The following is a 13,413-nucleotide window of genomic DNA, read 5'->3' as shown; positions in this document are numbered from 1 at the left end:
ATCAGCTTCCGAAGTAAGCGGATTTCACATCAGGATTGTCCATGAGCGTCTGTTTTGTCCCTTCAACTACAGCGGCGCCGTTTTCGAGTATGTAACCATAATCGATTATCGGGATAATTGGACGAGCGTACTGTTCGGCGACAATAATGGACATACCTCGATGCGTCCTGATTTCCTTGATGGCTTTTGCCAGGAGATACTGAATCGAGGGGCTCAATCCTAGAAGCGGCTCATCAAGAAGCAAAAGCGTTGGTTGGGCCATCAAGGCCCGGCCAATAGCGAGCATTTGCTGTTCTCCGCCACTCAAGAATCCGCCAAGACGTTTTAAAATTCTTGTTAAGGCAGGGAAAACGCCAAGCACGTAATCTAGTGTCTCCTTGGCTTGGGCGGATGTGGCAAGGTATGCGCCTATTTTGAGATTCTCCAGAACTGTGCTCTCTGGAAAGATCCTTCGACGTTCCGGACAAAGGATGATGCCTTTCCTCGCCCTACTGGAAGGCTTTTCAACCATAATGTCCATGCCTTTGAACGTAACGTGGCCGCGAATTGTTATTCGTTCCCCACCGGCCATTTCCTCCTTTTTCTGTATATCCAGTATTATTCCGGAAAGAGTGTACATCAAGGTGGACTTGCCTGCGCTGTTCGCTCCAAACACTCCTATAATCTGATTTGCTCCGCATTTTAAACTGACATTGTTCAAGGCCAGCATGTTTTCGTAAAAGACCATAAGGCCTTGAGCTTCAAACATAGTCGAATACCTCCTCGGAGCCGAAATAGGCCTCCTTCACTTCGGGGTATGCCATTACTTCATCAGAGGTACCTTCAGCGATCTTGCAGCCAAAGTTCAAGACCACAACCCGACCTGCCAGTCGAAAGAGTTCCCGAAGTCTATGCTCGACCATGATAAGAGTTATTCCCTCCATCTGAAGTTTTTCAATGAGAGGAACCATGCTGGCCATTTCGCTCATACTCAGTCCCGAAAATACTTCGTCGCATATTATCAGCTCTGGTCTTAGAGCGAGACATCTGGCAAGTTCCAATCGCTTCAAATAACCGGTGGGAAGGGATGACGCCAACTTGAACGGCACATATGAATCTCTTTCAAAACCTATCTCTTCGAGGATATCTACCGCCACAGTATCTCGGCTGCCCATTTTTCCGCCGCCGCGCCAACCTCCAGTCTTACGGGCTCGAGGCGAAAAAAGTGGAACAATAAGGTTCTTATAGGCAGGGAGGCTGAAATACGGTCTCATTACCTGAAACGTGCGGGTAAGTCCTTGGGCCGCGATCTTGTGCGGAACGGTATCGGTGATATCCCGACCGTTGAAAAATACTTTGCCTGTGTCGGCCTTTATGAATCCAGTAATCGCGTTGACAAGCGTAGTTTTTCCAGAGCCGTTTGGGCCTATAACCCCGACAATGTCTCCTCGAAAAACATCCAGATTTATCCCTGACAGGGCAAGGACACCACCAAATTTCTTGCTTACATTCTGAACCGACAATAAAGGCTCTGAACTCATAACCTACTCCAGTTCGACGAGCGCCAAATCTTCTTGAAAAGGATGAAAGGCAGAACCGTAGCGGTTCCGGTGTCGCTCTCAGTGACCAACAAAAGTCTCCATTCTAGATCTCCACCCAACGCTCAAACTGCTCATATTTGCGAGCAGCGTACGGTATTATTCCTTCAGACTTGAAAACAATAAATCCGGTGAGAACTACAGAATAGACTGCAATCCTGAGTGAACCGAAATCCCGGAGTAATTCTGAAACCGGGACAAGGATCAGGCATCCAATCACCGGGCCGACCAAGGTCCCTCCTCCGCCGACGACAGTAGCCGCAATCGGAATAATGGAGAAATCCATGGCGAATTGTGACAAACCTGCCCACATGTACATGCTTGAAAGGCACGCGCCTGCAAAACACCCCAGAACCGAGGCGACAAATACCCCAAGGGCTTTGTATACGGTGATATTGATCCCGGAGGCTTTCACCGCCTGATCATTGTCTTTGACCCCCCTGAACACAAGTCCGATATCTTCCTCAACAAACCTTCTGAGCCCAAATACCGCTACCAGCACGGCCAGGATGAGGACGTACTGTTCGACCCAGGCATTGGGAAAGCCCTCCACACCAAGTATGCCGTCAGTTCCACCGAAAAGATCGAAAGCTTCTATAATTCTAGCTGCGAGCAGTGGATACATCAGACTGACTATGGCGAAATAAACACCTCTGAGGGGCAGGCACGGAACAAACAGAATAGTACAAATAACGCCCCCAATAATAGCCGCTAAAGGAATGCTGAGAATGGGAGGAACGCCAAGGCTGGTATTTAGCAGCGCCGCAACGTAAGCGCCCACACCAACGTAAAAACCTCCACCGAGAGAGACAAGACCAACATAATTGGCCAAAAAATCAAAACCAATTGCGAGGAGAGAATATGCGCACACTATCGAAATGACCCGCTGCCAGTAAGGGACTCCGCTCAGGAGAAGAGGAGCGAGGGCAAGCCCGACAATGAAGAGCAGACGCGGGGTGATCAGGTAGGTTATTTCTCTCCAGGAGGAAATAGCGTAGACGCCGTCGGACCTAACCTTGATGCCGCGATCCAGACGTTCTTTACGACTATCAGCTTTAGATCCGGACATATCAGACTCGCTCCTCCAACTCTTTTTGCCTTCCAAACAGACCGCTTGGGCGAGCAATCAGGGTCAAGACAATGGCCAGGAGAGCAACGACCACCTGGAAATGTGCCCCAAAAATAACCACGGTTAATATCTGGGCAAAGCCTATAAGGAACGCGGCCATGACCGCTCCTGTCCAACTTCCCAGCCCGCCAACAATGCATACTGCTACGGCCATTATAAGGACATGATAACCTGATTCCACGACAATACTTCCGAGAGGAAGCAGAATGATTGCTGCGGCTCCGGCGAGCATGGATCCAATGGCTGTAGCCACCACGGCCATGCGATCCGAATCAATCCCGAGAGTCATCGCAGCTCTTTCATCCTGCGCCATTCCTTTGAGCGCCAGTCCCAGTTTTGTGCCATTGACAAATGCCAAGAGAGCCCCCATTAGCCCAGCGCCCAAAACTACGACGAAAATTCGTTGGTAATCCACTGAGACCCCAAAAATGGACACGCTTCCTTCAACAAAGGGTGGCAATCTGAAGGTTCCTCCCTTTAGACCGCCCCATCTCAAGCCTTCCAAAATGGCCAGACCGATCGCATAGGAGGCTATGATCTCTGAGATTGGCATTCCCCGGACACGGATCAAAACAAGCTGATACATGAGGGCTCCGATTATTCCTGTCAGCCCAAGGGCCACAATGGCTGAAAAGAGATAGTTGAGCCCTACTCTATTCATCAAGATCCAGGTAAGGTATCCGGTCAGGACGTAAAGCGCACCGTGGGCAAAGTTGGGCAACCGACTGACCCCGTAAACCAGGGTGAAACCCACAGCCATGAGAGCCAGTGACACACTGTTTATAATCCCGTAGATGATGATGTCCATTAAAGATCCTCTAGGTGGACCCCGATACGGGAGATTGAAAAACATGGATCTCCATACTGATCGGGGTCCCTAGTTTTCAGTCGGCTGTTATTCCTTTTTCATCCATGGAGGAAGAAGGATTTTGCCAGTAGCAATAGTCTGCGGAAACACAACTATGCGTTTGCCGGCCTGCCACTGGAAGATAGTTCCCACCGCCCCTTCTTTAGGATCCAGGCTTGGAACGATTTGATTGGTCTTGGGGTCAAACTTGATTCTTCCGTAAACGCCCATCATGTCAGTTTTTTTCATGGCGTCCACGACCTTGTCAGGATCAAGAGATCCTGCTCTTTCTATAGCGTCTTTCAAAACATACACGGCCATATAGCTTGACGAAGTGCCGTATCCCTCGGGTTCCAGACCGTATTTTTTCTTGTAGGCGTCCACGAATTTCATCGTCCAGGGTGAGGCTTCACTCGGCACGTTGCCCGCGTTGACCACGTTTGCGAGGCAAAATTCGCCTTTTCCTTCGGTAGCCTTCCAGAAGCCGGGTTGTTCAGCCGCCGCTATTATGACTCCAAATGGGAGCGCCGGGACCTTCATGTCATACCATTGTTTGAGAAGAATAGCGGACTCGGGCATATCCATCCATATTATGATAACCTGAGCGTCCTGCTTCTTAGCGTCGAGCAATCCCATCGAATAATCTGTGGTCCCGGTAGGATATACAATCGGATCGCCCAACACTGTCCAGCCTTTCTTGGCCATGACCGTTTTAAGTATCTGACCACCAGCTCTGGCGTGAGCCACGTCCTGAACCATGATCATGAGTCTGTTAAGGTTGAATGTCTTGCCAATGTATTCGAGGCACGGAACGATCTCACCCATAACCATCCACTTGGCTTCACCTGATATTCTGAAACAGTATTTGTACTTGTCAGGCTGTTGTCCAACCGTCTCGTGGTACTTGGGCGTCAGCGAGCCAGTGGTAAGGATGGAAATCTTTTTGTGCTTGGCCAGAAGGGGCATTGCGGCAAGGGCGGCCTCGGATCGAACCGGACCACCAATAAGGAAATCCGCTTTTTTCTCCAGTATGAGCTTTTCGACCGCCAGAAGAGCGTCACTGACAGGGACGCCTGGTTCAAGGTCACGGGTATCTATAACGTCAACCTTGAATGGCCGTTTTTCATTGCCGACTTTTACACCGCCGGCAGCGTTGATTTCATCTACCGCTAGTTTGATTCCCCGTTCAGCGTCCCAGCCGTACAGAAAAGCCGTTGAAAGGGGAGCCCCGATAATGATGGGTTTCTCCGCAGCACAACACATTGAAACCATTGATAAAAGAAGAAAAAGGACAGTCGACACAATCGCACACTTGTTCTTTCCAGTCATCTCTAGACTCCTTTGAGGATGTATTTGACGTTGACCGAGAAAAGCGCATGTGAAACAACTCAGACATGGTTGGCGCCCGAAAAGAGCGTCTGACCACGACATAAAAGGCCTGTAGTGTATATTGGGGTTGTCTTTGGAAAACTGTCCTGAGAAACTCGGCTAGACTACATATGTGAATGACCAGATGTCAAGCATATTTTTGAGTGAGCCGTGGCGGTAACGCAAAGGCGTTAATACTTTGCCTACTCTCAAAGCGCTTGGGTTTCTAAGCCCGACTAAACTGTAAATTTCTTTCTGACATGAAGATTAAGGATTTCCACACAAACAGAAAACGCCATGGCAAAGTAGATGTAGCCTTTTGGAACGTGATGTCCGAAACCATCGGCGATCAAAACTACCCCTACCGCCACTAAAAAGGATAGCGCCAGCATTTTGATTGTCGGGTGGCCCCCTACGAACTGCCCTATAACCGGCGCAAAAAGCATCATTAGGCCCACAGAAACGATTACGGCCGCTATCATTACAACAATGTCGTCTACCATCCCGACGGCCGTAATAATCGAATCCAGAGAGAATATAGCGTCGATCAGGATTATCTGGACAATAATCGACAGAAAACCGCTCGGAACCGTCTTTGTTTTGTCTTGTTTTTCAGATTCAAAATCCAACATTTGGTGGATTTCCCTGGTGCTCTTCCAGAGCAGGAATAAACCGCCAAAAATTAGAATAAGGTCCCTACCGGATATCTCATTGTTCAAAATCTTAAAAAGAGGCGTAGTAAGACTGATTAGCCACGACAAAATCGACAGTAGTCCAATACGCATAAACATGGCCAGGAAAAGGCCTGTACGCCTTGCTAGATTTCGCCTGTTTTCGGGAACCCTCTCCACAATTATGGAGATGAAAATGATGTTGTCGATACCCAAAACCAGCTCCAACGCGGTTAAAGTAAAAAAGGCGACCCAAGCGTCGGGGTTAAGTAATGTGTCCAACATTCTACAACCTCATAACAAAAAACGGCCGTTATTTTGCAAAGTGGATAGTGTAAAAGCATGGCCGCGAAATAAACAGTCTTTCAGAATTTGAATGAAGAGTGATACCTATCCATATGTTCGAAGATGTTTGGTCTGTTCACGCTTTCTTGAGCACCCCTATTAAGAATAGCAGCGCAATCGCCCCTATAGTGGCGGTAATCAATGATCCAATAAAGCCGTGGGCAGACAAACCTATAAGCATAAAAAGGAAACCACCGATGTAAGCGCCTATAACACCCACGACGAGATTGACAAGCAGGCCGGCTCCCCTGCCCTTCATGATATACCCCGCCAACCACCCTGCCACAAGTCCTATTATCAAAAATCCAATCAAGCTCATCTTGTAACTCCTTATCTAGGCTTCAACATATATAATCTCTAATCGTCTCGCATTCAAAATAATATGCGGTGGCGTCCCAAAACTTGTGAAACAATATGCGTCAACATTGACAGGACAACCTGGCACGCCTTGGAAAAGGAGTTCTCTCCAATACATGAAGGACTATCCAGTCAACGGTGTTAGTTATCTGGCAGCTCCCGTCCCTGAAAGAAAATTGGGATCTGAGTATGCCGGCTTGGGATATGAGTAAAAGCCACACATTGTCTTCATGCCTAAAGCGCCGCCGTCAATGTATCGTTTTACGAAAGCCGCGTTTGCCTTTGCCTGAGGATCTCCACTATTTTTCGCTGCATAGTCGATGATGGTCCAAACGGTGGATAGCCCAATCTGATCCATGATTCCGAAAGGCCCAATAGGAGTCCTCATTACTCCCATCCATGAACGATCTACATCTTCAATTGAGGCCACGCCATTAGCCGCCAGCGTCAACGCCGACATCAGTAGCGTGGATAGCATCGAGTTGAAAACATATCCGCTGTTCTCGCAGGCAAGCATGATCACAACCTGCCCCAGGCTTTCCGCAAAATCACGGACCAACTCTACAATTTCAGGTTCACTTTCAGGATGCGGCATGACATCGACAATGTCAGTCGTACGTACATCATGAAAGTGAAGCGCAACCAGCTTTTCAGGTCTGCCTGTTTGCTCGGCGAACATAGATGGGACCAGCATGGATGTGTTGGTTGTAAAAACAGTTCTTTCCGGGCAGAGTTCGTTAAACTTGGCAAAGACCTGAGCCTTGATTTCAGGAATATCAGGAACGGACTCACTAATTAAATCCGCTTCCTTTGCGGCTTCTACAGAATCAGTGGAGATTTGTACTCGTCCCATGACTTTGCTCAGATCCCCCTGAGGCATACGGCCTATTGATATAAACCAAGCTCCAAGATCCTCCATTCCCTTCAAGGAATCTTTGAGGGCCTCCATGGATATATCATACAACACAACATTGTAGCCTTTAAGTGCGCACAGAAATCCTATCTGCCTCCCCATAGTCCCGGATCCCAGGATAAGGACCCGCTTGATGTCGGAAAGTTTCATCGGGCAATCTCCTCATCAGATTACGATCTGACCACGTTAAAGAAATCATGCCCAACCCAATGGCCGTTTACCGAGTATATTCCCTCGGTCGGGAACGTAGAGCCGTTCAACAACGAGTTGACACCAAGCTTGTTGTCGGGCGGAACAGAAGGTTGGAAGGTATAAGTCCTTAACAGGGCTAAGCCATACGCTGCAAGCAAAAAAAGCGCTACGAAAAAAACAGTAGCGATTCTAAGTTTTCTGATTCTCAAGATAGCCTCCTGATTGCTCGCCAACTTATAGATCTAAAGAGAAAATTGTTCGGTTCGCATGTGCGAAAAAGGAACTCCCAGTGACCTCAGGCCTGCTATCGCAACCCTGGTCATAGGGGGTGGAGCGCAAATATAGTATCCTGTGTCATCTTCCCGTCGGCCCAGCAGTCGAACGAGTTTGGTCTCATCCAGGCGCCCGGATTCGCCCGTCCAACCAGTGGGAGGATTGCTCAGGATATGGACTACCTTCAAGCAAGGATATGTTCCGGATTCGATATCCCTGAGTTCCGATCTGAACGCAATGTCCTTTTCAGTCCTGTTGGCGTAAATTAGGAGAACTTTCGCTTCTCTCTTGGTGTCCCGCATATGACGAAGCATGCTCATCATTGGGGTCATGCCTATCCCTCCTGCGATAAAGACGAAATCTTTGTCCCGCTCGTATAAGGTATAGCAAAAGCGACCGAAAGGCCCTTCTACAAGGGCCGAGTCTCCGACACGCGTCTTGCCTATTGTCGCTGTAAAATCTCCCGATTCCTTTATTGTTGAACTTATGAAATCCCGATTGGTAGGGCTGGAGGAAATGGTCCAGTGGTGCTCTTCGACAGGCAGTCCTCCCGATCGTTGGAAGGTGAGGAAGTGAAATTGGCCGGGATGGTAATCATATACATGTTCTCCAACCGGCGGAACCAGTTTGACTGTCCACACATTTTGGGTCTCCCGCTCAACAGAGTCGACTCGGTACGGGCTCCGTGCAATTCGTCCTGGGGTCAACACTTTGTGATGAACATAGGCAAATATTGTCAGCCCAAGCAGGATGATCCACAGAATCCTAATAGGGGTCGGCCAGCTGTCATATCCTGCGGAGAGGCTATGGACGAATGCTGCAGGTATGATGATTACGGCCAGTACGTTGTGGATCCGGCGCCACTTTTCAAAGTTTACGCCAAGACGCTGTCGCAAGAGACTGAATAACACATGTACAAATAGTAATAGGAGCAGAGCTTTGCCCAGTAACACGTACCAAGGCAGGTTCAGACTGTACAGCAATTCCAATCCTGCGCCACCGTAGGCCATCAGTGGAGGATGGGCAAGAAGAAGCCCCAGAGCAAGGACGCCCATGTACTTGTGGAATCTCGAAACGATGTCCAAACCGAAAGGTCTTTCAATCCACTTCCAGCGAGCGGTGAGGACAGCTTGAAGAGCTATGACGCCGTAAGCGGCGAAAGCGAGGCTAGTGCCGGTCTCATGCATGAGCGACATTTCGCCTTTCATCCGGAGCGCGGCTACAGTTAAAAGGGGACTGATAGCCACCAAAAAGTAGATTGAAGCGAGTATCCAGCCCACTATAATCCCTCCCATCTTAGAGTCTTACATGTCTAGAAAGAAAGTCCGTAATCAACGCTCTCGACAACAACATTCATCCCGCCTTGCAAGGGAGGCGTCGTATTCATCGTTCCAGATCGCAATTTTAAAAAAGTTATGTGACGCCTCATTTTCCGGATGCGGCAGCAGGAGACAGCAGCGCCGATCTGCTCCCCGCTATCCGGGGTTCTTCGATGAGTTCAAGTCCTGCCGCCGAGGCCAGGTCAATCATATTCTCAAACTCTTTGTCTGAAACGTGCCAGTTTCCAGGCTCGGCGACAAGAAGTCGCCCCGTAGGTCTCAGAATGTCCTTGATCTGAAAAAGGAAACCGCTAACATCTGGAACTTCATGAAGAACATAAAACGCCAAGCATAGGTCAACTGGCTCAGAAACATCAAGACTGTCGGGCTCGCAGAGTTTGGTGACTATACGACCTCCCAGACCAGCTTTTGCCGCCCTCTTGACCAAAGAGGCCAGCATCTTTTCTTGCAGATCGACAGCTATCACTTTTCCGGCTTTGCCCACCATCCTGGCTGCTGGAATTGTCAGGAAGCCCATACCTGAACCTACGTCCAGCACAGTCATCCCCGGCATTACGTATGGCGAAAGAATCTTTTCAGGGTTTTGGAATAGGCGCCGGATTGGGTTGGCAAGTATATACCCTACCCACCATGGACAAACGTGCTTTCCCATTCTTCAATTCCTCGTTCCCCAGGGCGGCAAATGGGGCGCTTCACGGTTAGGACCAATTTTTACAGGGTGAACAAGACTCCCGCCATCGTTCAAAAGGATCCGGAGAATTTCCGGAGACCATTTCATACATCTAGGTATCTTTCAAACGGGCGTATCGATTATCCATTACTTAGTTATTCCGACATCTGTATACTGAATTTGTTTTGCCCCAGGGGAGAGGTTTCCTTCCATCCCCTATAATTACATTTTAGTATGATATCATCAATAAACCTTACTATTTTGTAGCCATTCCATCCTAAGTTCATCCGCTTGAAAATCTCACCCAAGAGCCTAACACACGTAATACCAGTAAACTCAAGACCATGAACACTGTGGCGCATAAAATGCATATGAAAAAAGGCGGTTTCTCGGAAATTGATTGTAGCCCAAAAATTAATTCATGGCCTTAAACTTGGCTGATTAAGGGCGTCCAGCGGGAGATTAATCCAACAGGTGAGAGAAAATGGTTTTTTCACATCAAGATGAAGAAAATGAACGTCACGGAACAGTAATAGCGTCTTTGGGAATGAACCCCAGCAAGATTACCGGAAACTATCTGGAGTCTTTGGAAAGAGAATTTGGATGCGCATTTGAAAGGGGTGACCTACTCATTTGGGTTGAAGCCAATGAAGAGCGCGCGGAGCAGATTTTTGAGACATTGAGAAAGAGAAACTGTCCCTTCTAGTGCGCGGTGTGATTATCATAACCGTGGCAAATCGATAAAAAGATAATGATCATGTCATCTGTTACCACGCGCTGTTCAGTGACTCCTTCGCAAAGTACGCTGCCGCTTCTTTAATATGTACCGATCTATCTTGATGATCTCCAACACCCTTTTAACCGGTTCCAACTGACGGTACTCTCACAAAATTCCTTAGAGTACATTTAAGAGTATATGCCGAAAGTAATCTTAACTTTTGTTGTCCCGAACATCCTTCTTGCATTTCAACTAACATTGGCGCCCATCTTTTTTAGCCTATCCTGCTCTGGCCCAAGCCATTCGGGATTGCGATAGGTTCCGTCGAAATGATGGCTGGTTTTATAGAGTTCATGTGCCCCAGCCTGCGCGGCTTTGGCGGTCTTGGCCAGCAGAGCGGCGATCTCTGGTTGACTCATGGGTCGGAAATTGCGCGCAGCAGACAGCGCCTGCTTGAGAATAGGGAGCGAATCGCATCCAGTAATGACCACACTGGTGGGGAGGCTCATAGCATAGTGTAGGCATTCCACCGCATTGACCGTCTTACTCTCCAGAATGAACGGATCGCCCAGTGGCTTCATCCCCAATACGCCAATGTTTTTAGACAGCAGTATCGGGAGCACTTTTTTCTCGAAACTATCATAATGAGCATCCATTACGTTTAGAGGCATCTGTACGGTATCGAAGCTGAAATCATGACTGAAGGCGGTTTGTAGCATCTTCAGATGAAAGACGGGGCTTTTATGGCCGGTAAAACCGATGTAGCGAATCTTTCCCGCCTGCCTGGCTTCCAACATGGCTTCGATTCCGCCACCGGGAGCGAAGATGCGGTCTGGGTCTTCCATTCGGATGACCTCGTGAAACTGCATGAGGTCGATGGTATCTGTTTGTAGCCGCTGAAGCGATTCATCTATTTGCTGCGCAGCAGTCCGTTTATCACGCCCGTCGACCTTGGTCATGAGGAAGGCCTTTTGACGGTACCCGTCGCGCAAAGCTTTGCCCATGCGGATTTCGCTCTGCCCATCGTTGTAATCCCAGCAGTTATCGAGGAAATTGATTCCGTTGTCGATCGCGGTGCGGATAATTTGAATGCTCTCGGACTCAGCCAGTTCCGGCTTTCCGAGGTGAAATCCACCCAGCCCGACGAGAGAGACTGTTTCCCCTGTGCTTCCCAAGTGGCGGTACGGAATCTGACCTTCCTCCTGCGCTGCGCAGGCATGGCGCTCCCGTTCGGCAATTTGCGCCATTTCCACTCCCACTCCCAGAGCCATTACGTACTTAGTGAATTCTCGCCGGTCCATTTTCCTGTCCTTTCCAAAAAGAATGATGGTTATAGATACAACTAGACGCTTCTGAACAGTCTTCAAACGGTAGCTGGCAATAACAGCTCTTCAGAATCGGCCATTCTTCCCGAGGCGTCCACTGTGATCACCCGGTAGCTGTGGGCGATTTGATCCTTGAGCCGGTCATGAAACGTGAATGGACTCATAGTGGTTTGCGGGCGATGTTCGACGCGGCCGATAATGATGTTTTCGGAATCCTGGCCATGAAGGTCTTTGCCGACTGCGAAGCCAGCGCTACGAAAGTCATCCCTCCGAATTTCGTAGTGGCTCAGCGGTTGGTCCCCGGCATAGGCCGTCTGCCAGCTAAGCAGCGCTATTCGTTGGTCAGCCCGCACTTTTTGGGAAATTGCTACATGGCGAGGCGCGCTCAGGACCTCCGCTTCTCGCTGGAAATAGTTGGTCATTCCGTCCTTGGCCCGAGCTGCCGATTGTTCAATCTCTCTCCGCTCACTGTCGTTCATCTGGCCGGAAAACCTCGCTGCGACCAGGTTTTGTTCCAGTTGGTCGAGCTTCCGGTCGCTATCAATATGTCCGATGCCAATAATCGCTGTGGCGATCCCCGGGGTTGACAAGCTGTATCTAATGAGGGGCGCGCTGGGGATTGCCGGGCTGCCTACAGTCCGTACCACATCCGCCGGTTGTCGGGAAAAATGATTGCCCTTGCCATACATAGCCCCATCGGCAAAGACCTTCATGGCGATGATACCCAAGTTCTTGGCCGCTGCGACCGGGATCACATTGTATTGATGGTTAAAATAGCGGCGGTCGTTAGCGTTCATCGCCACCAGGAGGGTGTCAATGACGTTGAACGAATCCCGCTGCAAACACTCCATTAACACCGGGGAAGAGAAGTGACCGGTAATGCCGATGCGTCGGATCAACTTTTCTTCTTTGGTGTTAAGACCTGTTAAATTGGTACCATCCCTGTAATCCCGAAGCGCCGCAAGGGTCCCTATCCATTCCGCTTTGGGGTCCGGCGTCTCCAGGCCCTCGAAAATGGCATCCACCTCATCCAGGTGTGTGAGGTTGTGAATTTGAACCAGATCAATGTAAGCGCCGGAAGGATAATTACCCTGGCCATCGCCAAAAACCTGGGACAAGGTGCGTTTCAAATCGTCCAAGGTCATTGACCCTGGAGGCCCGTCGGTTACGCTGGCCACGTTGCCTCGCGTCCCGGGCTGCCCTTTAGCGTAACGCAAACCGGTCTTGCTCGCCAGGAAGATTGACCGCCGTTTAGCCTCGTCATATTCGGAAGCGCCGGGGATGACATGTAGGGTACGAAAGGCTTTGCCATAATTCAACTGACTGGGGCCGTAGAGGTTGGAGGTGTCGAAGTAATTAATCCCCAAATCTACGGCTTTTAGGATAATGCGTTCAGGGTCCTCCCCCGGAGGAGTCCATTGCACGGATGCTTGGCCCCCGAGCCCAAGCGTAGTGACCTCAAAGCCGGTGCGTCCCAAAATTCTGGTCAGGGGTTTGTCTGGTTTAGCCACCCCCAGAGAAACACGGGGCGGCGCCTCGGTGCAAATGCTGGTGGTCGTGGCCTCCGGAGTGAGATCCTTTCGGTTTATGCTCCAGTTGCCATTTGGGTCTTTCATGGTTGACATCCTTTCGAGGTCGTACAATTAAATGGTCCCACCCCCAAGACAAATTGGATTTGTTCAATTGAC

14 protein-coding genes are annotated in these 13,413 nt (G+C 49.4%); 1 reads left to right on the top strand and 13 read right to left on the bottom strand.

All coding sequences use genetic code 11. The features are described 5' to 3' along the window. Position 1 precedes the first annotated feature (1 nt). The 11 genes from WC647_10010 to WC647_09960 all read right to left on the bottom strand — a co-directional run bounded on the left by WC647_10010 (position 2) and on the right by WC647_09960 (position 9,664). On the bottom strand, positions 2-748 hold the full coding sequence (locus tag WC647_10010; GenBank protein MFA6222634.1) for an ATP-binding cassette domain-containing protein: 747 nt from the start codon (positions 746-748) through the stop codon (positions 2-4). After that, on the bottom strand, positions 741-1,520 hold the full coding sequence (locus WC647_10005; protein MFA6222633.1) for an ABC transporter ATP-binding protein: 780 nt from the start codon (positions 1,518-1,520) through the stop codon (positions 741-743). Before WC647_10005 ends, WC647_10010 begins: the two co-directional genes overlap by 8 nt. Before the next feature lie 103 nt (positions 1,521-1,623). Then, positions 1,624-2,646 carry a branched-chain amino acid ABC transporter permease gene (locus WC647_10000; GenBank protein MFA6222632.1) on the bottom strand — a complete coding sequence of 341 codons (1,023 nt, stop codon included), beginning with the start codon at positions 2,644-2,646 and terminating at the stop codon, positions 1,624-1,626. Position 2,647: 1 nt separating this feature from the next. Continuing rightward, a complete protein-coding gene (locus WC647_09995; protein MFA6222631.1) occupies positions 2,648-3,514 on the bottom strand; it encodes a branched-chain amino acid ABC transporter permease in 867 nt (288 codons plus the stop codon). A gap of 87 nt (positions 3,515-3,601) precedes the next feature. Beyond that, entirely contained in the window at positions 3,602-4,882 is a 1,281-nt protein-coding gene (locus tag WC647_09990) for an ABC transporter substrate-binding protein (GenBank protein ID MFA6222630.1), read from the bottom strand. Between the two features lie 275 nt (positions 4,883-5,157). Further along, positions 5,158-5,877, bottom strand: a complete 720-nt coding sequence (locus WC647_09985; protein MFA6222629.1) for a TerC family protein — start codon at positions 5,875-5,877, stop codon at positions 5,158-5,160. 136 nt (positions 5,878-6,013) lie between these two features. After that, positions 6,014-6,256 carry a GlsB/YeaQ/YmgE family stress response membrane protein gene (locus WC647_09980; GenBank protein MFA6222628.1) on the bottom strand — a complete coding sequence of 81 codons (243 nt, stop codon included), beginning with the start codon at positions 6,254-6,256 and terminating at the stop codon, positions 6,014-6,016. Positions 6,257-6,439: 183 nt separating this feature from the next. Beyond that, a complete protein-coding gene (locus tag WC647_09975; GenBank protein MFA6222627.1) occupies positions 6,440-7,357 on the bottom strand; it encodes a 3-hydroxyacyl-CoA dehydrogenase in 918 nt (305 codons plus the stop codon). 20 nt (positions 7,358-7,377) lie between these two features. Beyond that, positions 7,378-7,608, bottom strand: a complete 231-nt coding sequence (locus tag WC647_09970) for a hypothetical protein (protein ID MFA6222626.1) — start codon at positions 7,606-7,608, stop codon at positions 7,378-7,380. 33 nt (positions 7,609-7,641) lie between these two features. Next, positions 7,642-8,952, bottom strand: a complete 1,311-nt coding sequence (locus WC647_09965; protein ID MFA6222625.1) for a ferric reductase-like transmembrane domain-containing protein — start codon at positions 8,950-8,952, stop codon at positions 7,642-7,644. Positions 8,953-9,097: 145 nt separating this feature from the next. Beyond that, positions 9,098-9,664, bottom strand: a complete 567-nt coding sequence (locus WC647_09960; GenBank protein MFA6222624.1) for a methyltransferase domain-containing protein — start codon at positions 9,662-9,664, stop codon at positions 9,098-9,100. A gap of 502 nt (positions 9,665-10,166) precedes the next feature. Between WC647_09960 and WC647_09955 the strand changes: the two genes are divergently transcribed. Continuing rightward, entirely contained in the window at positions 10,167-10,388 is a 222-nt protein-coding gene (locus WC647_09955; GenBank protein ID MFA6222623.1) for a hypothetical protein, read from the top strand. 260 nt (positions 10,389-10,648) lie between these two features. On the opposite strand, the gene WC647_09950 is transcribed toward WC647_09955, so the two are convergent. Both WC647_09950 and WC647_09945 read right to left on the bottom strand, forming a co-directional pair. Continuing rightward, positions 10,649-11,647: an aldo/keto reductase gene (locus WC647_09950; protein MFA6222622.1), complete on the bottom strand. Its 999-nt coding sequence runs from the start codon at positions 11,645-11,647 to the stop codon at positions 10,649-10,651. 116 nt (positions 11,648-11,763) lie between these two features. Beyond that, positions 11,764-13,341 (bottom strand): aldo/keto reductase, encoded by a 1,578-nt coding sequence (locus tag WC647_09945; GenBank protein MFA6222621.1) that lies wholly within the window; start codon positions 13,339-13,341, stop codon positions 11,764-11,766. Positions 13,342-13,413: the final 72 nt, after the last annotated feature.

This window comes from Desulfomonilaceae bacterium, from assembly GCA_041662605.1.
Taxonomy (GTDB): Bacteria; Desulfobacterota; Desulfomonilia; order Desulfomonilales; family Desulfomonilaceae; genus CAJBEZ01.
The sequence above is the reverse complement of the archived record's forward strand: the minus strand, read 5'-3'. Positions and strand labels throughout refer to the sequence as shown.